This window comes from Sphingomonas sp. (assembly GCF_003248515.1).
Lineage (GTDB): Bacteria > Pseudomonadota > Alphaproteobacteria > Sphingomonadales > Sphingomonadaceae > Sphingomonas_I.
The window spans coordinates 178,128-199,551 of record NZ_QFOB01000010.1 but is presented as its reverse complement, the minus strand read 5'-3'; the positions used below and the strand labels follow the sequence as shown (position 1 = coordinate 199,551).

The 21,424-nt window shown below is 65.6% G+C and carries 18 protein-coding genes; 8 read left to right on the top strand and 10 right to left on the bottom strand.

The window, feature by feature from the left end:
* Positions 1–39: 39 nt before the first annotated feature.
* From rhmD to DI605_RS16305, 7 genes are all read left to right on the top strand, one after another.
* Entirely contained in the window at positions 40–1,233 is a 1,194-nt protein-coding gene (gene rhmD, locus DI605_RS16335) for an L-rhamnonate dehydratase (protein WP_293976005.1), read from the top strand.
* A 16-nt stretch (positions 1,234–1,249) separates the two neighbouring features.
* Positions 1,250–2,107 carry a fumarylacetoacetate hydrolase family protein gene (locus DI605_RS16330; RefSeq protein WP_293976003.1) on the top strand — a complete coding sequence of 286 codons (858 nt, stop codon included), beginning with the start codon at positions 1,250–1,252 and terminating at the stop codon, positions 2,105–2,107.
* The gene (locus tag DI605_RS16325; RefSeq protein WP_293976001.1) at positions 2,104–2,853 is read left to right on the top strand and encodes an SDR family NAD(P)-dependent oxidoreductase; all 750 of its coding nucleotides are present in this window, start codon (positions 2,104–2,106) and stop codon (positions 2,851–2,853) included. The genes DI605_RS16330 and DI605_RS16325 overlap by 4 nt, the downstream gene beginning before the upstream one ends.
* Positions 2,854–2,926: 73 nt before the next feature.
* Positions 2,927–3,835: an amidohydrolase gene (locus DI605_RS16320; protein WP_293975999.1), complete on the top strand. Its 909-nt coding sequence runs from the start codon at positions 2,927–2,929 to the stop codon at positions 3,833–3,835.
* Complete coding sequence (gene rhaT, locus DI605_RS16315) at positions 3,832–4,908, top strand: L-rhamnose/proton symporter RhaT (protein ID WP_293975997.1); 1,077 nt, start codon at positions 3,832–3,834, stop codon at positions 4,906–4,908. The genes DI605_RS16320 and rhaT overlap by 4 nt, the downstream gene beginning before the upstream one ends.
* 125 nt (positions 4,909–5,033) lie before the next feature.
* Positions 5,034–6,098 carry a glycoside hydrolase family 43 protein gene (locus DI605_RS16310; protein ID WP_293975995.1) on the top strand — a complete coding sequence of 355 codons (1,065 nt, stop codon included), beginning with the start codon at positions 5,034–5,036 and terminating at the stop codon, positions 6,096–6,098.
* Entirely contained in the window at positions 6,092–6,922 is an 831-nt protein-coding gene (locus DI605_RS16305) for an alpha/beta hydrolase (RefSeq protein WP_293975993.1), read from the top strand. The genes DI605_RS16310 and DI605_RS16305 overlap by 7 nt, the downstream gene beginning before the upstream one ends.
* Positions 6,923–6,957: 35 nt before the next feature.
* On the opposite strand, the gene DI605_RS16300 is transcribed toward DI605_RS16305, so the two are convergent.
* The 9 genes from DI605_RS16300 to DI605_RS16260 all read right to left on the bottom strand — a co-directional run bounded on the left by DI605_RS16300 (position 6,958) and on the right by DI605_RS16260 (position 18,576).
* Positions 6,958–7,788, bottom strand: coding sequence for a 23S rRNA (adenine(2030)-N(6))-methyltransferase RlmJ (locus DI605_RS16300; RefSeq protein ID WP_293975991.1), 831 nt, complete (start codon positions 7,786–7,788; stop codon positions 6,958–6,960).
* Positions 7,785–8,339 carry a pseudouridine synthase gene (locus DI605_RS16295; RefSeq protein WP_293975989.1) on the bottom strand — a complete coding sequence of 185 codons (555 nt, stop codon included), beginning with the start codon at positions 8,337–8,339 and terminating at the stop codon, positions 7,785–7,787. The genes DI605_RS16300 and DI605_RS16295 overlap by 4 nt, the downstream gene beginning before the upstream one ends.
* 76 nt (positions 8,340–8,415) lie before the next feature.
* On the bottom strand, positions 8,416–9,381 hold the full coding sequence (locus DI605_RS16290; RefSeq protein WP_293975987.1) for a glycoside hydrolase family 43: 966 nt from the start codon (positions 9,379–9,381) through the stop codon (positions 8,416–8,418).
* Positions 9,378–10,904, bottom strand: a complete 1,527-nt coding sequence (locus DI605_RS16285; RefSeq protein WP_293975985.1) for an MFS transporter — start codon at positions 10,902–10,904, stop codon at positions 9,378–9,380. Before DI605_RS16285 ends, DI605_RS16290 begins: the two co-directional genes overlap by 4 nt.
* A 240-nt stretch (positions 10,905–11,144) precedes the next feature.
* Positions 11,145–12,248, bottom strand: coding sequence for a glycoside hydrolase family 105 protein (locus tag DI605_RS16280; protein ID WP_367120065.1), 1,104 nt, complete (start codon positions 12,246–12,248; stop codon positions 11,145–11,147).
* Between the two features lie 57 nt (positions 12,249–12,305).
* Complete coding sequence (locus tag DI605_RS16275) at positions 12,306–15,329, bottom strand: beta-galactosidase (RefSeq protein ID WP_293975981.1); 3,024 nt, start codon at positions 15,327–15,329, stop codon at positions 12,306–12,308.
* Positions 15,330–15,340: 11 nt separating this feature from the next.
* A complete protein-coding gene (locus DI605_RS16270) occupies positions 15,341–15,655 on the bottom strand; it encodes an L-rhamnose mutarotase (protein ID WP_293975979.1) in 315 nt (104 codons plus the stop codon).
* Between the two features lie 178 nt (positions 15,656–15,833).
* A complete protein-coding gene (locus tag DI605_RS16265) occupies positions 15,834–17,354 on the bottom strand; it encodes a glycoside hydrolase family 28 protein (RefSeq protein WP_293975977.1) in 1,521 nt (506 codons plus the stop codon).
* Positions 17,355–17,358: 4 nt separating this feature from the next.
* Positions 17,359–18,576 carry a rhamnogalacturonan acetylesterase gene (locus tag DI605_RS16260; RefSeq protein WP_293975975.1) on the bottom strand — a complete coding sequence of 406 codons (1,218 nt, stop codon included), beginning with the start codon at positions 18,574–18,576 and terminating at the stop codon, positions 17,359–17,361.
* 180 nt (positions 18,577–18,756) lie between these two features.
* On the opposite strand from DI605_RS16260, the gene DI605_RS16255 reads away from it, so the two are divergent.
* A complete protein-coding gene (locus tag DI605_RS16255) occupies positions 18,757–20,070 on the top strand; it encodes an oligogalacturonate lyase family protein (protein WP_293975974.1) in 1,314 nt (437 codons plus the stop codon).
* 64 nt (positions 20,071–20,134) lie between these two features.
* Here the strand turns inward: DI605_RS16255 and DI605_RS16250 are convergent, their stop codons facing one another.
* On the bottom strand, positions 20,135–21,259 hold the full coding sequence (locus tag DI605_RS16250; protein WP_293975972.1) for an MFS transporter: 1,125 nt from the start codon (positions 21,257–21,259) through the stop codon (positions 20,135–20,137).
* Between the last annotated feature and the right edge of the window lie 165 nt (positions 21,260–21,424).

The window sequence follows — 21,424 nt, the reverse complement described above, 5'->3', positions numbered from 1 at the left end:
GGACATTTCGCGGAGCTCGAAGCTTAGGAGTTATCGACTGTGGCGATCGTTTCGTTGCCCAAGATCAAACATGTCCGCGCATTCACCGTGCGCGGAGGCGGTGCGGATTATCACGATCAGGGCGAAGGCCACTGGATCGACAATCACATCGCCACGCCGATGTCGAAATATCCCGAATATCGCCAGTCGCGTCAGAGCTTCGGCATCAACGTGCTGGGTACGCTCGTCGTGGAGATCGAGGCGGAGGACGGCACGGTCGGCTTCGCGGTGACGACCGGCGGCGAGCCGGCCGCCTTCATCGTCGAGAAGCATCTGTCCCGCTTTCTCGAGGGCCGCAGCCCGACCGAATATGAGAAGATCTGGGATCAGATGTACTTCTCGACCCAATATTATGGGCGCAAGGGCATCGTCGTGAACGCCATTTCCGGCGTCGACCTCGCGCTGTGGGATCTTCTCGGCAAGCTGCGACAGGAGCCTGTCTATCACATGCTGGGCGGCGCCGTGCGCGACGAACTCCAGTTCTACGCCACCGGCGCGCGGCCCGATCTGGCCAAGGAATTCGGCTTCATCGGCGGCAAGATGGCGCTGCACCATGGGCCGGCCGAAGGCATTGAGGGCCTGCACAAGAACATCGCCGAACTGGCCGAGATGCGCGAGCGCGTCGGCCCGGATTTCTGGCTGATGTGGGATTGCTGGATGGCACTGGACGTGGATTATGCCACCCGCCTCGCCATCGCCGCGCACGAGCTGGGCCTCAAGTGGATCGAGGAGGCGATCAGCCCCGACGATTATTGGGGCTATGCCGCGCTGAAGCGCAACGTGCCCAAGGGCATGCTGGTGACGACCGGCGAGCATGAGGCGACCCGCTGGGGCTTCCGCATGCTGATGGAGATGGATTGCTGCGACATCATCCAGCCCGACGTGGGCTGGTGCGGCGGCGTGACCGAACTGCTCAAGATCAGCGCGATGGCCGATGCGGCGGGCAAGATGGTCGTGCCGCACGGCTCTTCCGTCTACAGCTATCATTTCGTCATCACGCGCCACAATTCGCCGTTCGCCGAATTCCTGATGATGCATCCGGGGCCGACCGAGGTGGTGCCGATGTTCCATCCGCAGCTGATCGGCGAACCGGTTCCCCAGAATGGCCGCCTGAAGGCCAGCGCGCTGGATGCGCCGGGCTTCGGCGTCGAGCTCAATCGCGACATCGCGATGCACCGTCCTTACACCCACTGATCGAGAGACCAACCTCATGAAGCTCTGCCGCTTTGGCCCGATGGGTCAGGAAAAGCCTGGCCTTGTCGACGACAATGGCGCCATCCGTGATCTTTCCGGCATCGTCGCCGACATCACGATCGAGACGATCGCGCAGGCGCGGGCCGCCGATGCGGCGTCGCTGCCGCTCGTCGAGGGTGAGCCCCGCTATGGCGTGCCGTTCAAGGGCATCGGCAAGATCGTGGCGATCGGCCTCAACTATCGCGATCACGCGATCGAATCGAACCTGCCGATCCCGACCGAGCCGATGATGTTCATGAAGGCGCTTTCCAGCCTTTCCGGCCCGAATGACGACGTGATCCTGCCCAAGGGATCGACCCATGGCGACTGGGAAGTCGAACTGGGCGCGATCATCGGCAAGACCTGCCGCTACGTTCCGGAGGAAGAGGCGCTGGACAAAGTGGCGGGCTATGTCCTCGCCAACGACGTATCCGAACGCTTCAACCAGAAGCAGCGCGGCAGCCAGTGGAGCAAGGGCAAGGGCCATGACACCTTCTGCCCGGTCGGCCCCTGGTTCGTGACGCCGGACGAAGTGGGCGACGCGCAGGATCTGGACATGTATCTCGACGTGAACGGCACGCGGATGCAGACCGGTAATACCCGCACGATGATCTTCGATCTCAAGCAGATCATCTCTTATGTGAGCGAATATATCACGCTCTATCCGGGCGATCTCATCATCACCGGCACGCCGCCGGGCGTGGGCGAGGGCAAGAAGCCCGAGGCCATCTATCTGAAGGCCGGCGACGTGATGGAACTGGGCATCGCCAAGCTCGGCACCCAGAAGCAGAAGGTCGTCGAGTGGCGCCACCTGGGCGACGAGGTGATCGCATGACTGCCTATGCCGGCCGTTTCGAGGGGCGCTGCGCGATCGTCACCGGTGGCGCGTCGGGCCTTGGCAAGGCGACCGCCGCGCGGATCGTGGCGGAGGGTGGCAAGGTCGTTCTCTGGGATCTGAACGCCGATGCACTCGCCGCCGCCAAGGCGGAGGTGGGGGCGACGGATGTCGTGGCGCTCGACGTATCCGATCAGGCCGCCGTTGCCGCCGCCGCCAAGGCGAGCGCCGAGGCGCTGGGCAGGATCGACATCCTCGTCAACTCGGCGGGGATCACCGGCGCCACCGCCCCCGTGCACGAATATCCGATCGACAGCTGGAAGCGCGTCGTGGACATCAACCTGAACGGGTTGTTCTACTGCTGCCGCGAAGTGGTGCCCTTCATGCTGGCGAACGGCTATGGCCGGATCGTCAATGTCGCGTCGGTCGCGGGCAAGGAAGGCAATCCGAACGCCAGTGCCTATTCGGCCACGAAAGCGGGCGTGATCGGCCTCACCAAGAGCCTGGGCAAGGAACTGGCCGAAAAGGGCGTGATCGCCAATGCGCTGACGCCGGCCACGTTCGAAAGCCCGATCCTGGCGCAGCTGCCGCAGAGCCAGGTGGATTATATGCGCTCCAAGATCCCGATGGGGCGTCTGGGCGAAGTGCATGAATCCGCCGCGATGGTGTGCTTCATGTCATCCGAGGAGTGCAGCTTCACCACCGCCTCGACGTTCGACACGTCGGGCGGGCGCACGACCTTCTGATCCGAACCGTCTTCTGATCCAAACCATGCCGCGACCGGCCGAAGAGCCGGCGCGGCCCCAACTGGAGAGGCCGATGGCCCAGATCCCCTTCGTCGATGCGCATATCCACCTGTGGGATCTGGGGCATATCCGCTACCCGTGGCTCACGCCCCCGTTCGGCAGCGATGGGCCGAACGGCAGCGTGGAGGCGATCGCGCACAATTACAGCGTCGCCGATTACCGGGCCGACATGGCGAAGTGGAACGTGGTGGGCGCGGTTCACATCGATGCGGGGGCGGATCCCGATCAGGCGCTCGCCGAAACAAAATGGCTGGAAGCGCAGGGCGAGGCGCACGGCCTCCCCGATGCGATCGTCGCCTTCGCGCCGCTGCATGATCCGGCCGTGGAGGCCCTGCTGGAGCGACAGGCCGCGCATCCGCGCGTCCGCGGCATCCGCCAGATCGTGAACTGGCACACCAATCCGCTGCGCACCTATACGCCCCATGACGTGACGCAGGACGATCAATGGTGGGCGGGCTTCGGCCTGCTCGGCAAATATGGCCTGTCCTTCGATCTGCAATGCTATGCCGGGCAGATGGCGGGGCTGGCGCCGCTGATCGAGCGGCATGCCGAAGTGCCCGTCATCATCAACCATATCGGCATGCCGGTGACGACCGATCGCGAGGGCGTGACGCGCTGGCGCTATGGCCTGCGCGCGCTTGCGGCCATCCCCCATGTGGCGATCAAGCTTTCGGGGCTGGGTTTCATCTATCGCGACTGGACTGCGGAGAGCGTGAAGCCCTTCCTGCTGGAGGCGATCGACATGTTCGGCACGGATCGCTGCCTGTTCGCCAGCGACAGCCCGACCGACAAATTGTTCGCGCCGCTCGATCGCTATCTGGAAGCCTATCACGCCATCGCGGCGCCTTTCTCCGAGGACGAACAGCGTGGCCTGTTCGGCCGCAACGCCAACCGCATCTATCGCCTGGGGCTGGAGCTATGACACCCAATCCTCTGATCGGTGTCCTCTATCACTGGCTGGGGGGCCTCGCCTCGGCCAGCTTCTACGTGCCGTACAAGGGCGTGAAGCGATGGTCGTGGGAGATTTACTGGCTGACCGGCGGAATCTTCAGCTGGCTGATCGCCCCCTGGTTCTTCGCAAGCCTGCAGACGCAGGATCTGCTGGGCGTGCTGGGCCGCGCGCCGGGCGCCGCGAAATATTGGCCGGTCTTCTTCGGCCTCCTGTGGGGCTTTGGCGGGCTCGGTTACGGCCTCGTCATGCGCTATCTGGGGCTGTCGCTGGGCATGGCGGTGGTGCTCGGGCTGTGCACGGTGTTCGGCACCTTGATCCCGCCGCTCTTCCAGGGTGATTTTCACGAAAAGCTGCTGGCGACCACCTCCGGCAATATCGTGCTGCTCGGCCTGTTCCTCACCCTCGTGGGCATCGTGATCGTCGCGGTGGCGGGGGCGAAGAAGGATGCGATGCTCACGCCCGAGCAGAAGCAGGCTGCAGTCGCGGAGTTCGATTTCAGGAAGGGCATCGTCGTCGCCATCTTCGCGGGGATCATGTCCGCCTGCTTCGCGTTCGGACTGGCGGCGGGCGAGCCGATCAAGGCTCTGTCGGCGGCGGCGGGGACGGGGCCGCTGTGGACGGGCCTGCCGGTATTGTGCCTCGTGATGTTCGGCGGCCTCATCACCAACGGCATATGGTGCGCGTTCCTGATCCTGAAGAACCGCACGGCGGGCGAATGGCTGGGCCGGACGCGAAATGGCGGGGCGCGGCCGCCCTTGCTGCCCAACTTCCTGTTCAGCGCGCTGGCGGGCACCACCTGGTATTTCCAGTTCTTCTTCTACACGATGGGCGAAAGCCAGATGGGTCGGCTGGGCTTCTCCAGCTGGACGCTGCACATGGCCAGCATCATCATTTTCGGCACCTGCTGGGGCTTCGCCTTCCGCGAATGGAAGGATGCCGGCCCCAAGGTGAAGGCGATCGTGTGGGGCGGCATCGCGATGCTCATCATCGCGACGGTCGTGATCGGATATGGCAACAAGCTGGCGCTGGCGACCGGCGCGTGAGGCACGGGTCGTTCCGCCTAGCCTCCGCGAATGCGGGCGCCCGGGGCGACAAGCGGTTCGTCCGAAGCCCCGGACACCGGCCCGTTTGGAAGAAGCGGGGCGCGGGGCTGGCCAGGAGGGCGCTGATGGCCTTGGCGGTGGCCTCCCTTTTCTCCGCGCCCGCTTCATCCCGGCGCGCGCCGGCAGCGCTCGATGCGCCTCTGGTAATGACGGACATGCACCTGCACGATCCGTGGATCGTCGCCGATGAGGCCAGCCGAACCTATTATCTCTTCACGCGCAACGAGGCGCCGATGACAGGGGATCATCGGCTGGGCACGATGGTCTATGCCAGCCGCGACCTGAAGCACTGGACCAGGCCGAAGCTCGCCTTTGTGTTGCCGGAAGGCACCTGGGCGGATGCCGGCGCATGGGCGCCCGAAGTGCATCGGTGGAAGGGGAAATGGTATCTCTTCACCACCTTTCACAACAGCAGGGCGGTGACGGGCCAGGTCGGTCCGCGCGAAACCTATCGGCGCGGAACCGTGCTCGCCGTCTCCGATACGGTGGATGGCCCTTACAGACTGGTGCGCGATGGCGAGCCGATCGTGCCGAAGGACAGGATGACGCTGGACGGCAGCCTCTATGTCGATCCGCAGGGCAAGCCCTGGATCGTCTATGCGCACGAATGGTGGCAGACGGTGGGCGGCACGATGGAGGCGGCCCCCCTGGCCGACGATCTGGCGATCGCCGGAAGTCCGCTCACCCTGTTCAAGGCGAGCGAGGGGCCGTGGGTGGTGGGGCAGAAGCAGCCGCAGGGCGACACCGTCTATGTGACCGATGGCCCGGAACTCTATCGCACGAAGACGGGCGCCCTGCTGATGCTGTGGTCCAGCTATGGCGCAAAGGGCTATGTCGAGGCGCAGGCGCGCTCGAAGAGCGGCAGCATCGAGGGGCCATGGGAGCAGCTCGGCCCGCTCGTTCAGCGCGACAGCGGCCACGGCATGCTGTTCAGGGCGTTCGACGGCAGGCTGATGATGATCCTCCATCGCCCCTTTGCCAATGCATTGGGCAAGCTTTACGAGATGCGCGACGAGGGCGATCGGCTGAGCGTGGTGCGCGAGGCGACCGAACTGGATGGCGAGGCCTATCCGACGCATCCGTGCGTGGCCGGCCACAGCTCGTTCGACGGCGCCACGCCAGGATGCTGACGATGCTGGGCGCGGATACGGTCTGGCCGCTTTACGGGGCTGGGGAAGGGAGCTTCACGCTCGATGATGCGGATGCCGCGCCGGATATGGCCGTCGTCACGGCTGTCCAGCGGCCGGTGCTGCTGGGATTCCTGCCCGCCCGCCCCAATGGCCGGGCCATGCTGGTGCTGGGGGGCGGGGGCTATACCGCGCTGATGGCGGGGCGCGAGGGCGTGCAGGTCGCGCGCTGGCTGAACGGGCTCGGCTATCGGGCTTACGTCCTGATCCATCGTTTCCCCAATGCCGCGAACGGCCCTTCCGCATCGCTGGACGATGCGATCGAGGCGATGCGGATGATCCGCGCGGGCGGGGCGACCGGGGTGGGCGTGGTGGGCCTGTCCTCGGGCGGGCATCTCGGCGCCTGTCTCGCGGCCGCCTATCCCGAGGAGTGGGGCGCGGCGACCGGTCCGGGCTTCTATCGGCCGGACGTGATGGTGATCGGCTATGGCCCGATCTCCACAAACGCCAACGGCCGCCAGATCATCGCCGACAAGCCGCCGCTGCCGCCGGCCGAGAAGCAGGCGATGTATGATCGGCTCCAGCCGGACGCGCAGCTTCTGCCGGGGCCGCCGCCGGTCTTTATCGTCTATTCGGGCAACGATCCGGTGGTGCCGGTGGAGAATGCGTTCCGCCTGCATCGCGCGTGGGGCGAGGCGGGGGGCAGTGCGGAACTGCATGTGTTCGGCGATGCGCCGCACGGGTTTGCGCTGGATGCTGTGGGGAAGCCCGTGTCGCTGTGGCCGCAGCTTTGCGAGGCGTGGCTGCGGCAGGTGGGCTTTCTGTAGGGGCTGCACCCTTCCGTGGGCGATGTGGGTCGATTTTAGTCGTCCAACCAATCGGCTGCGATCGTGCCCCTGTGCCCTTCCGGCGCCAGTGCGGCGCGGAGGGCTTCCAAAAGAGGCGGCAGCGCCTGCGTGAAGGCATAGGGCGGGTTGACGATGAAAAGGCCTGCACCGTTGTACAAATCGGGCTGATCGTCATCATACAGCCAATGCTCCACGCCCATGAACTTGGGGATGCCGAGCTTGCGCAACTGATCCTTCCACCGCGAATGCGTGGCGCGGTCTTTCAGCGGATACCAGATCACCGTCACGCCATGCGCCCATTTGCGGTAAGCGGCGGCGAGGGTGGCTGTGATGCGGGCGCGTTCGTCCGTCTGCTCATACGGAGGATCGACCACCACCAAGCCGCGTCCGGTGCGGGTCGGGAGCATCGCCAGCCACAGCTCATAGGCGTCGCGCTCATGCACGGCGGCGTGTGTGCCGCGCATCGCCCTGCGCAGGGCGATGGCGTCCTCGGGATGTTTTTCATTGAGGATCAGGACGTCCTGCGGACGCAGAAGCTGCGCCAGAATGCGCGGAGAGCCGGGGTAGAGATGCGGCTCGGCCCCCACATTCACCGCCTTTACGGCGGCGCGATAGTCGTCCAGCAAAGGGTTCGGGTCGGCAATGGCCCGCAGCACGCCCTGTGTGGCCTCGCCGGTGCGCTGGGCCTGATCGCCGTCAAGGTCGTAGAGCCCGCAACCGGAATGGGTATCGATCAGGGTCAGCGCGCCCGGTTTGAGCTGCAAGGCCCGGACGAGAGCGATCAGAAGGCTATGCTTCACGACATCGGCGCTGTTGCCGGCGTGGAAGGAATGGCGATAATTCATTTGAAGTCAGCGAACTCCTGGAATTGGCCCGGCGCGATCCCGGCGACAGTCCAGTCGCCGATCGACCAGCGCACCAGCCTGAGGGTTGGCAACCCGACCGCGGCGGTCATCCGGCGCACTTGCCGGTTGCGCCCTTCGCGGATGGTGATTCTCAGCCAGCTGTCAGGGATGGCCTTGCGCTGGCGGATCGGCGGATCGCGCGGCCACAGGTCCGGCGCGTCGATGCGAGAAACATCGGCCGGCAGGGTCATGCCATCCTTGAGCAGGACGCCCTGCCGCAACCGCTCCAGTTCCGGCTCCTGCGGATCGCCTTCGACCTGCACAAGGTAGGTCTTGGGCAGCTTGAAGCGCGGATCGGCGATGCGCGCCTGCAGCCGCCCGTCATCGCATAACAGCAGGAGGCCCTCACTGTCCCGGTCGAGCCTCCCGGCGGGATAGACGCCCTTCACCGCGATGAAGTCCGACAATGTCGACCGAGCCGTTGGCGATCCGCGGTCGGTGAATTGTGACAAGACCCCGAAGGGCTTGTTGAACAGGAGCAGTCGGGCCATCCCGATTTCTTATCGTTCGGTTGCGGCCATGTCTTCAGGCCCATGCCGTTGGGCGGTGATGACCGGTGGGGTGTTCCTATTTCAGCACCACCTCAGTGGGGGCGTTGCGGTCGACCGTGACCACGCCGTCCTGCTCGTGCAGTTCGGTCATCTGGATCACGGTACGGCGGCCCCACGCTGGATCGGTGGCGGCCCTGGGCTCGCCAGTCTGGTGGACGAAATAGATCAGGTACGCACGCTCGCCCGCAACGATCACGTCGGGATGCTGGCCCTTGGCGCGATCCGTCTCCGCCTCGCCTGCATCCGCCAGCAGATAACGATCCTGCCGCGTCCAATGCTCGCCATCGTCGGAGCGCATCACGAGCAGCCCTTTCCACGCATCCGAGATCAGCCACCATTTGCTCTTCCAGCGAAAGGCCTTCGGGCCTTCGCCGGGGGTTTCGGTAAGGCGGTCCTTGACCGTCCAGTGCACGAGATCGGCGCTGTCGGCGGTGCGGATCGCCTTGTTCATCCGCTCATCATTGAAGAACAGGCGATAGCCGCCGGAGGGCAGGGCCGCGACGCTGGCATCGATGATCCGGTCCGATCCCAGTTCCAGCCGCTCGCCGCACCGCCAACTCTTCAGATCCCTGCTGGTGAGGTGGACGAGGAAACGGGGGGCGTTCCAGTCCCTGAACACGCCCGGCACGACCGTGATCCACATATGCCATTGGCCGTCGAACTGCTCGACATCGGGCGCCCAGAGCGTTTCGCCGGTGCAGGATTTGGGGATGTTCGCGATGTCGCCATAGCGCCAGTGCGCGCCGTCCTTCGATCGGGCGATGCCGATATGCGTGGCGTGGAACCAGCTCACGTCCTTCGGATCGGCGGCAGGGGGCAGCGAGGCGCGGCGATTGGTGTAGAACATCACCCATTCGCCCGTCTTCGGATCGTGGACGGTCGATGGATCGGCGGCGCCATCATAGATGGGGTCGCGGAAAAGCGGCTTCGGCGCGATCGACGGCTGCGCGGCGGCCGCGGCCCATGCGAGCAGGCCGATCATCGGCGGGTGCCGCCGACAGGATTGTTGCCCCACAGACGATCGTAGCGCCATCCGGCGAGATCCTCGACGATCGCCGCATTTTCGGCCGACGAGGGCGTGCGGTGGCCGGCGCGCAGATGCTCGATCTCGTCCATCAGGATGCCGTGGGTGCGGGGCGTCAGCCGGAAACGGGTGGAGACGAAGATGCCGAAGGCCAGCATCGCGATCGTACCGAGGCCCATCACGCCCACGATCGCCGCGATCGCCTGCGGGCTCTGCGTGGTGGCCTTGGAGACGAAGCCCGACGCCTGCATCACCTGGCCCACCAGAATCACGGCGGCGGCCTGGCTCATCTTGCGCACGAAGGTCATCACGCCGGCGAAGGCGCCCTCCCGCCTGCGGCCGGTGACGATCTCGTCCACGTCCGCCATGTAATTGTAGGTGGCCCAGGGAATATAATTGAGCGCCCCCCGGCCGAGGCCGGCGAACACCACCGGCACCCAGAACAGGGAGGAGGTGGCGCCATAGCCCGCCCCATACATGGCGAGGAAGATCAGCACGCCGATCGCGAAGCTGATCGCGGCGAAGCGATAGGCGGCGGCGGGCGACAGCTTCAGCGCGAAATTGATCGCGAGGATCACCGCCACGAACTGGACGATGTAGGTAACGCCCACCAGATTGGCGACGATCGCCGTGGAGCCCGCCAGCGCGAAGATCACGAAATAGGTGAAGGCGGCATTGTAGATATCCTGGCTGATATAACCGCCAAGATACATGCCGAGATGCAGGCGGAAGGCCCGGATGCGGAGCGTGGAGAAGAGGTTGCGATACAGCGCCTTGAAGGCGGCGCCCAGCGTGGGCCGATCACCGGCTTCCTCTTCCTCCAGCCCGGGCGGGCGCTGCCGTTCCCAACTGAAGGCATAGAGCAGGCCGGCGGCGGCCATGAACAGGCCGGAGAAGATGATGCCCATATAGAGATAGGTATCGGGCGAATTCGGGCCGAGATACGAAATCAGCCAGCCGGGCAGGAAGGCGGCGCCTACCGCCGAGCATTGGCCGAGCAGAATGCGCGCGCCCGCAAACTTGGCCTTCGTGCGATAGTCGGTCGACATTTCGGCCGCGAGCGTCTCGTACGGGATGATCTCCATCGCGTAGACCATCTCGAACAGCACGTAGGTGACGAGATAATACCAGAAATTCTGGCCGGCGACCCACATGATGGCGAAGCTGGGCAGAAGCGGAATGGCGGCGAGGATGAAGAAGCGCCGCCGCCCGAATTTGCGGCCCAGCCAGCTACGCCCGATATTGTCGGATAGGTGCCCGATCGTGGGGCTGGTGAACGCATCCAGCACGCGCGCCACGCCGAAGATGATCGTCGCCTGCGCGGCGGAAAGCCCGCAGAAGCTGGTGTAGAAGATCAGGATCCACGTGCTGATGACGGCCATCGAGCCCGCGCCGAGCACGTCGTTCGACCCGTAGGCGAGGAGATTGTACCAGCGCACGGGGCGTGCGGTCGGCATCGCGGGGGCGGCGGCCGGGGCCATATCTTTCTTCTCTCCTAGTTCGCTGGCTTGCCCGGCCGGTTCGTTCTTTCGCCCCGAGCACAGCCGAGGGGCACGCAGGCCCGGGCGAAGCCGAGGGCCGTGTTCTGCGCCACCGCATCCCGGCTTCGCGCGGAGCCTGCCGGTTCCTCGACCTCGCTCGGTATGAACGGGCTCGGGACGAACGGGCTCGGGCCGCACGGGGATGTCGTTGTGGCGTTCACGCGGCCCTCGCTGCCCGTGTCAGATATAAGTGCGCAGGAATTCGCCGAGAGCGATCATCGCGAGGCTCTGGCCATAGGGCATCGAGGTGAGCGCGATGTCCTTGTAGAATTGCTGCGTGTCGCCCATCGCGGTGCCGAAGCTGACCTGCTTCAGTTCGCCCGCATCATCGATATTGGCGAGCACGCCCTTCACCGCCCTGATGCCCACTTCCTCATAATGGCGGGGAAGATAGCCCTTCCGCACGCCCTTCAGGATGCCATAGGCGAAGCCCGCCGTGGCCGAAGCCTCCAGATAGGAGGTCGGATCCACGATCAGCGTGTGCCACAGGCCGGTTTCGGCATCCTGCGTTTCGGCCAGCGTCTTCACCTGTGCGGCGAGCGTATCGATCAGGAAGGTGCGGAAGGCATCGCCCTGCGGCAGATCCAGGATCTCGATGATCTCGGGGATCGCGATCGTCACCCAGCAATTGCCGCGCGCCCAGAGGGCCTCCGCGAAATTGTGGCGGCCGTTGAAATCCCAGCCGTGGAACCAGAGGCCGGTCTTCTTGTCGAACAGATATTTGATGTGGACGAGGAACTGGCGCTTGGCCTCTTCCACATAATGCGGGCGGTTCAGCAGCAGGCCGATCTTGGCCAGCGGCAGCACCGACATCATCAGCGTGTCGTCCCACATCTCGCCGGGGTTCACATCGTTATAGACGATGTGCTGGAAGCCGCCTTCCTCCGTCTTGGGCAGGCCATCCGGTGCCATCAGCCATTCGGCCCACGTATCGAGATACGGGATGTAGCGGGGATCGGGCTCGTATTCGAAAAGATAGGCCAGCGTGATGAACGGGGCCATCGTGTTGATGTTCTTGGTGGGCGTGCCCTCGGCAAAGCGATCCTCGAACCACTGTTTGATGACGGCGAGCGCCTTCCTGTCGCCGGTCTGCTCGAACAGGCGCCACAGACCGAACAGGCCCACGCCGTGCGTCCATTCCCACCCGGCCCAGCCCTTGGTGTCGATGATCCGGCCGTCTTCGAGGTGAAGCAGGAACTCGCCCGTCTCGTCCTTGATGTTCAGCAGATTGTCGATGAGCTTGTCGATCGCGGTGGTGACGGTGCCGTGGGGCACGTCATGCATAAGGGCGGCCAAGGTGGGTCTCCTGAGGGGTAAGATGAAAAAGTGGCGCGCGCCGGGCTATTTCAGCTCGGCCGGCGTGGTGGGGGCTGCGACCATGCGGACGGGCACGCCGCCCTTCACGTTGCGCAGGGCGACGAGCTTCACGGCTTCCAGCGCGTCGCCCGGCGCGCCATCGGACGTGACGGCAAGGGCGATGCTGTTCGGCCCGTGATGGTTGATTATGCCTTCCGGGATCGGGAAGATGCGCTGCGGGCCGATATGGGCGACGAACTGCCCCATATTCCAGCCATTCACAAAGATCAGCGCGCGATATTTCGCGATCGAGCGCGGCGTGCCCGTATCCCCGAAGGCGAGGCCGATCGTGGCATCCTGCCCCTTCGGCACGGCAAGCGTGACGTTGGTGCGATACCAGGTGGTGCCGGCCTGCGCGGAGGCCGCGGGCACGATGGCGGGCTTCCAGCCGCGATCGTCGAAGCCCGGCAGGTGCCATCCCATCCGCTCGCCATACTGGCCGCCATTGTTGGCGGGGCCACGCGCGGGATCGGGCAGGTCCTCGCCGCCCTGCTTGCCCTGGATCTTCCACGCGATCGGGATCGCGAAACTGCGGCCGCCGGGCTGCTCCAGCGAGGCGGAGACGAGGCCGCGCGCTTCCTTGTGGAATTCGTCGCTGTCGAGATCCCAGTTATGGCCGCCGTTGCGGACCATCACGCTCAGCACATGCTCACCGGGGGCCTGTGCCTCCGCAGGCAGGGCGAGGCGGGCGAGGCCGGTGGTGATCGGGCGCGGCAGGCCGCTGGGCAGTTCGTCCTGACCGACGAACTTGCCGTCCAGCCACACCTGCACGAGGCCCGCGCCGCCGGCCCCATAATAAAGCGCGATCTGCTTCGCGTCCGCGCCGCCCCGGAAGCGGCCGCGATACCAGACGTCGCCGTCATGGAAGCCGTACGGGTCCATCGTCATGGTCGGCTGGCCATCGGGTTTGGCGGTGATGGTCGCGGCGGAGCGTCGGTCGATCGGCTGCCACCTGCTGTCGTCGAAGGCGGGATCCGTTTCGGGCGAGCCGGCTGCCATGCGCCAGTCGGCGAGTGCGGGCAGGGTGACGGGCGCGGGGCCGGCGAGCGGCTTCGTCGCGATGCGGCTGCCGATGAGGGAGCCCTTGAGCGCGACGACGGCCCCGTTCCACTTGACCGAGCGCACGGAGGAAGCGGCCCAGATCTCGAGCGGGGTTTCCTCCTTGGTGTCGCCGGTGAGCGAGAGCGTCCCCCTGGTGGTAAGCGCCTCACGCACGAGCGCGGGGCCGCGCACCAGCACGTCCGTGCCGAGCGGGCGCCAGTAACGGACGGCCTCGGCCTCGTCGGTGATGAGGAGGGTGAGCGCGGGGCGCCCGCCGCCCTCGATCCGGACGACGCTGCGGCCGCGATGCGCATAGTTCAGGCGGAGGTCACCCCTCGCCGCATCGAAATGGCTGGTGGCGTCGCCTTCCAGCACCGTGACCTTGGGCGCGGAGGCGTAGCGCAGCATCGTCTCTCCGGTCTCGCCCGCGCGGCCATAGATCAGCGCCACGTCCTGCCCGTCGAGCGTCAGCGCGGTCTGCACCTCTGAGGTGGAATAGACGAGGTGCTGGCCACCCAGGGAAATGCCGGCCACCAGCCACTTCGCATCGAAGCCGTTGAGGCGCATCGGTCCGGCGGCGGGGAAGGTGTAGCGGCCATCCGGCAGATCGGCGCTGATCCGGAAGCTGTCGTCGCTCTGCCCGTTGGAAGGCTTGTGCGTGACGAGCAGGAAGCGCGCGTCCGTCTCCGGGCTCTTGTTATGATAGACGGCGATGTTGGGGGACGAGACCTGCACCTCGCCCGCCGGGACCATGCCGGCGAGATCGGGCATGGTAGCGATCAGGCCGCCAAGCTGCTTCATCTCCTCGGCCTTTTCGCGCACCTCGCGCGCCTCCGAGATGGCCGAGCCATAATCATAGCTGGTGAAGACCACCGGTGCCGGCAGCCAGCCCCAGCTGGTGCCCCCATAGCCCATGTAGAAGCTCTGGATATCGATCCCGTTGGCCAGATTGGTGCCATAGAAGACGCGCTGGAAACGCTTTCCACGCTGGATCGCATTGCATTCATAGCCGCCGTTCGAACCCCAATAATCGAACCAGCCGCCGCCGAATTCCGCGAGGAATGCAGGTGTGTCGGGCGAGGCGGAGGCACCGCCCTTCGTGCCGCCGGGGCCATAAAAGCCCCATTCCGGCGCGGCCACGTCACGGGTCGACTTGCCCTCCACCGTGCAGGTGCCGCCCGGATAGCCATCGAACGCATAGAGATCGTTCGGGCCTTTCACGACCTTCTCGACGGTCGAGCTTTCGGGCACCCAATAGCCGTTGCGGCCCTGATCGTTGTGGAACAGGGGGACGTTGATCCCATCCGCCCGCGCCTTGGCATAGAGATGATCCATGTAGCGCCGCTGCGATGCGGTGGTCGCGGACAGTTCATTCTCGATCTGGTGGAGAATGACGGTGCCCTTGTGGCCCTTGCCGTCGCCATTGATCTGGTGGCGTGCGATGATGGCGTGGACTTTCGTGAGCCACTCGTCGGCAGCCGCCAGATAATCGGGATCGTCGGTGCGCGCGCGCGCTTTCTGGTTGACCAGCCAGCCGGGGAAGCCGCCGCGCGAAAGCTCCGCATTCACATAGGGGCCGGCGCGGGTGATGACGTAGAGGCCTTCTTCCTCGGCCATCGTGAGCAGGCGATCAATGTCGCGGATGCCGGAGAAATCGTACACGCCCCGCTTCGGGCTGTGATAGCCCCAGTCGAAATAGAAGGCGACGGTGTTGAAGCCGGACGCCTTCATCTTCTGGAGGATATCGCGCCACAGATCCGGGCTCGGCAGCCGAAACGGATGCATCTCGCTGGACCAGATGACGAGGCGCTTGCCATCGATCATCAGCGAGCGCGCGTCATAGGAAACGCGGCCGAACGTCTTGACCGGGGCGGACAGATTCTCGGTCTGCCGGCCCACCTGTGCGGAGGCGGCGGCAGGCACGAGCGCGCTGGCGAGCAGCAGCGGTTCAAGGAGGCGGCGGCGCATCGCGAGCGGCCTCAGGCGTGGTGGAAGATCATGGGGAGCGCCCATTCTTTCGGCCTGTTGCCGGGCTCTACCTCCATCAGCGGGGCCATATAATCCCACCAGCGCTTCATCACCGGATGATCGGGGAGTGCGGCCTGCCGGTTGTCGTCACGCAGCTTCAGCACGGCGAAGAGCGAGAGCGTCTCCTCGTCGAGGAAGATAGAATAATCGTAGATGCCACTTTCGCTGAGCAGGGCCGAAAGCTCGGGCCAGATCTCGTCATGCCGCTTGCGATATTCGGCGATCACGCCGGGCTTCAGCTGCATCTTGAACGCGTGGGTGGACACGACCCCTCCATATTCCATTATGTGAAACTTCTATGTACATAATGGTACGTAAATTGCGCGGGGCAGTCAAACGTTCAATCCCTTCGTCATCGCGAGGCGCGATGCACGCTGCGGCGATTCCGCGTCGGGTGCGGGGCTGGATTGCTTCGCCGCGCCCGCAATCCCGAAGAGAACGCCATCATCCCCGCCAGAGCGGCGTGCGCGTGACCTTGAGACCGGGGGCGTCCTCGACCCGGAAGGGCGGGCGGGCGTCCGGCTTCGTGGTGGCGAGGGTGAGGCCGTCGATCGTGATGTCCCCGGCGTGGCGGATGAAAAGGCCCCAGCTCGGCAGCGTGCCGAACATGCTGGGTTCGGGATAGGCGGCCGGCACCTCCGGCGGGGCGAGCGCGGCATCGGCCGCCGTGCCGCCGCCATCATAGGTGAGGCGGATGTTGCGCAGCGTCACCCGCTCCGCCGGATGGCCCGGCAGGCCGGCGATCGAGGCGGCATAGCGATGGTCGATGCCGACCGCCTCGACATCCTCGATCAGCACGCCACGGATCGCGCCAATGCCGGTGCCGGCTGGCCCGCGTCGCCTGTCGCCGATGCGCAGGAAGATCGGCGCGGTGGTGATATCGCGCATCTTCAGGCGACGGGCGGTGACGTTTTCGAGGATGCCGCCGTCCACCGTTTCCAGCGCGAGGCCACGGCAATGATCGAAGGTGCAATCCTCGACCAGCACGTTGCGATAGCCGCCGTTCGATTCCGTGCCGAGCTTGATGCGGCCGGTCGGGCGATCGCGATCCGGCGCGAGCCGCATCGTCGTGCCGCGCGTGCCATCCAGCATCGTGCCGAGATCATAGCCTGATACGGCGCAATGGCGGATCACGATGTCCTCGGCCGGGATCGCCTCGCCCAGCGCGTAGCTCGCCTTCACGACGATCGCGTCGTCATTGGGCGTGTTCACCCGGCAGCGCTCGACAAGGGCGCCCTTCACGCAATCCAGATCGATGCCGTCGCGATCCGTATCGATAACGAGATCGGTGATGGTGAGGGCCTGCGTGCCGGTGGCGAGGATCGCGAAGTGGCCGCATTTCAGCATCGCGAAACCGGACAGGCGGATGTTGCGCCCCCGCCTGAGCGCGATCGCCTTGTTGCCCTGGCCGCGCATCGCGACGGCGGCGGGCTCCAGCTCGTCGATGCTCTTCGCCGGCATATCCTTCATCGAGAGCGGGCGCTCGCCGGTCTGCGCCTTCCAGCGCGCGCCCGGGCCGTTGCGGGTGAGGCCGGCGCCGTGGATCAGGCCGGGGCCCAGGATCGCGACATCCTCCACCCCATCGCCCCAAATCAGGCTGTTGCGCCAATGGCTGTGGCCATAATCCTGATAGAGCTGGTCGATCCCCTCCTCGGCCAGATCATATCGGCCGGGGTGGCGGGTGGGATCGGCGGCCTCGATCACGGCGCCCTTTTCCAGCAACAGCGTGACGCGGCTTTTCAGGCGGATCGAGAAGCAGAGATAGCGGCCCGCGGGAAAGACCACGGTTCCGCCGCCGGCCGCCGAGGCAGCCTCGATCGCTGCGTTGACCGCATCCGTATCCAGCGTCGCACCGTCCCCGCGCGCGCCATGATCGCGCACGCTGAACCGGCGGGCGGCATGGGCCGGGAAGGGGAGCAAGGTGGCGGTCGCCAGGCCGATGCCGATTTCCCTGCGTGTCATCATCCGATCAGCTTCCCGCAGGCCGCATCCCGCTGAAGGCGAGGCTGGGAGGGATGTGGAGCGCCTCGGGCGTGGGCAGATGCGCGGGCGAGAAGGGCGGCATCGTCACGTGCGGGGCCAGCGCCGGGATGGTTTCGCGGATGCGCTCCGCCACCGCGCTGGCCAGCAGCCACGCGCCATAATTGTCGTGGTGGGTCTTGTCGGCGCCATTGTCGTTGAAGGCGATCGGCGCCTTCTGCTCGCCCAGCGCTTCGTAGATCGCCTTGCTGTCCGCGTTGAGATCGATCAGCGGCACCTTCTGTTCGGCGGCCACGGCGCGCACCGCATTCGCATAATCGGTGAGCGTGCCGGCGATGTGGCCGCCCGCATCCCAGTTGCGCCGCTCCGGCGAGGTGACGAGGACCGGGTTTGCCCCGCGTCGCCGCGCCTCCGCGATATAGGCGCGCAGATAGGCCGGGTAGGTCAGATCCTTGTCGACATAGGTTTGCGGCCACTGGGATTTCTGATCGTTATGGCCGAACTGGATGAACAGCCAGTCGCCCGGGCGGATCGTCGACAGGATCTTGTCGAGGCGCAGGCCGGTGAGGAAGGATTTGAGCGTCTCGCCGGATTTTGCGTGGTTCGCCACCACCACCTGATCGTCCAGCATCGCGGGCAGCATTTGGCCCCAGCTTGCGGCCGGCTCGGCATCTTGATCGGTCACCGTGGAATCGCCGGCGAGATAGAGGGTGGGCGCCGTCGCGGGCTCGATCCGGATCGAGGCCACTCTGGGGTTGCCGAGAAATTCCAGCGTCAGCTTGTCGTCCCAGGCGAAACCGTTGCGATCCTTGGCATCGATGCGCACGGCATCGCCGCCCGGAGCGTTCGGTGGCGGAGGGGGCAGGAAATCGGTGCGGACGTTGACGAGGAAGCTGCGCTCCACGAAGCGGCCGCGCGCCGTGGGTACGTTCAGCAGCATCAGGCGGCGCGCCTCGGCCTTTACCGTCGTGTCACCGGCCGATCTGCTGTCTCCCAGACGGACGGTGACGCGATACGTGCCTTCCGGCACGGCGGCGGAAAAGAGGAAGGCATCGGGCCTGCTGCCGGGCTCGAAACCATAGTCACCCCGTTCGTACAGATGGCGGCGCGCCACGGCGACGCCCTGGCCGCCTAGCGCGAGATCGAAGGAGAGCGGGGGCGGCATCGTCGCCATCGCGAGAAGCCCGAGCATTCCGATCAGCGACATGCGCGATCGCCCGTCACGATCAGGCTGGATCCGGTCCGCTGCATTCCTTCCCCTCCGGGCGGGGGTGCCGAAAGGCGTGGCTCCCCGATTTCCTCTCATTCCGCTTTACGGGGCGCCCCGCTTCGGTGCAAGGAAAGACATACTATGCGGGATTTAGTCCCGATATGTGGGAGAGTGTGAATGACGCGCCCGAACTATCTCATCCTCGCTCTTGCGGCCTTGACGGGCAGCGCTGCCGGCGGGGCGCCCGTGAAGCAGTGGATCGATCCAACGACCGGCCACGAGATCGTGCGCATCAGCAGCGAGCCCGGCACGGCCAGCCTTTATTTCCACCAGCCAAGCTATACGCCGCAGGGCGACAAGATGGTGATCTCCGTGCCGGACGGCATCGCGACGGTCACGCTGGCGGACTGGAGCGTGAAGCCGCTGGTGAAGGGCAAGGACCTCCAGTTGCTGTTCACCGGCCGCAAGACGCGCACGGCTTATTATGCGAGCCACAAGCGCGATGATGCGGCGGGCGCGACGACCATCTTCGCCGCCGATATCGATACGGGCAGGACGCGCAGGATCGCCACGGTGGAAAAGGGCTCGATCGGATCGATCAACGCCGACGAGACATTGCTGCTGGGCCAGTGGGCGGAGAGCGACAAACCGCTGCAGCCGGATGGGACGCAGAAGCAGTCCCAGCCCGAAATCCGCCAGCAATTCGGCCAGGCGAGCTATGCGGCGAACCGGCCGGACGGCACGCCCTATACGTTCGCGGAGGCGAAGGAGGTGCGCCTCAACGAGCGGCTGGAAGCGGGCATCCCGATGGAGATTTTCACGATCGACATCAGGACCGGCGCGCGCAAGGTGGTGGTCGCCTCCCGGGACTGGCTGAACCATATCCAGTTCTCGCCGACCGATCCGACGCTCATCATGTATTGCCACGAAGGGCCGTGGCACAAGGTGGACCGGATCTGGACCGTGCGAACGGACGGCAGCCAGAACACCAGGATCCACACGCGCACCATGAACATGGAAATCGCCGGGCACGAATTCTTTTCGCCGGACGGAAAGTGGATCTGGTATGATCTGCAGACGCCGCGCGGCGAGGATTTCTGGCTCGCGGGATATGAAGTCGCGACCGGCGCCCGCAAATGGTATCATCTCGATCGCAACGAATGGTCGGTCCATTACAACCAGGCGCCGGACCTCAGGCATTTTTCAGGCGACGGCGGCGATAGCGAGATGGTGGCCCATGCGCCGGACGGGAAATATCTCTATCTCTTCACACCGAAGGACGTGCCGGACGTGGCCGGCATCCATGCGGCGAACAGCGGCAGCCTGATCTCCCCCGGCACGTTCGTGCAGGAAAAGATCGTGGACATGCGCAAGCATGATTACCGGCTGGAGCCGAACATCACCTTCACCCCCGATGGGAAGTGGATGGTGTTCCGATCGAACATGGAAGGCACACCCCAGGTCTATGCGGTGAAGATCGCGAAGCCCTGATCCGTCGGCGCGCGGCAATGAAGCGGCGCGCGGGCCGCGCCGCCCGCTGCGCGCCGCGATTCCGCTATTTCGCGTTCAGCACGCCGGGCGTGACACGGGCGACCAGACCGACCAGTGCCGCCAGGATTAGGAAGGAGATCGTCAGGCTGCTCCACTGCGCGATGAAGCCGATCGCGGCCGGCCCGGTGAGCACGCCTGCGAAGCCGATCGATCCGGCGGCTGTGAGCGCAAGATTGCTGGGCATCACCGTCTGGCGGCCGACGGCGCTGTAAAGGAGCGGCACGATATTCGCACAGCCGGCGCCGACGAGGGCGAAGCCCGCCACCGCGAGTGTCCAGTGCGACGGCAGCACGGCGATGACGAAGCCAGCCGCCGCGAGCAGCGGGCCGAGCGTGAGCATCGCCCTGTCGCCGAAACGGTGCACCAGCCTGTCGCCCGAAAGCCGGCCGGCCGTCATCATCGTGGCGAAGGCAACATAGCCCAGGCCGGCGCGGGCCGCGTCCAGCCGGAAGTGGCCGGTCAGCAGGATCGCGCTCCAGTCCAGCACCGATCCTTCCGCCATGAAGACGATGAAGCAGAGCAGCCCGATCACGAGCACCACGCCTTTCGGCATCGCATAAGCGGGGCCGGAGCCCATATGCTCGCTGGTGATGGCCGGCGTGGCGAGGCCCACGCATATCAGGATCACGAACGCGACGATCGAGATCGCGCCGAGGGGCGGCATGCCGAGCCCCATCAATACGCTCATCGTGCCCGCGCCCAGCACGCAGCCCACGCTGTAAAAGCCGTGAAATCCGGACATCAGCCTGCGTTGCAGCGCCCGTTCGGTGGCCAGGCCGTGAAGATTCCGCGCGCAACTGATGAGGCCGAGCCCGGAACCGAAGATGAAAAGGCCCACGGCCAGCGCGGGTGCGGACCGCATCAGCGCGAGGCAGGGCAGGGTCAGCACGATCAGCAGGCCCGACAGGGCGAAAAGGCGCCGGCAGCCGATGCGGCCGACGATGCCGCCCGCCACCGGCATCGTTGCCATCGATCCCGCGCCGAAGGCGAGCAACGTGAGCCCCAGTGCGCCCGACGAAAGCCCGATCCCCTGCTGAACATGTGGAATGAGCGGCGCCCAGGCCGAGATCGCGAAGCCGGAGACCAGGTTCGCGAGACGGGTGGCGGGCAGGAGGCCGAGGCGGGGCAAGACATTTCCTCGTGGGTGAAGGGCTCGGCACGGCTGGCGGAGCGAAATCGGGCTTGTCGGCTCCTCCATAGGAAAACCCTTTGGCCCCGTCATGCCGATTGTCCGCCCCCGCCCATGCGGCGAACCGGCGATATTGTCGTACAAATAAAATTGCGTAACCGGCGA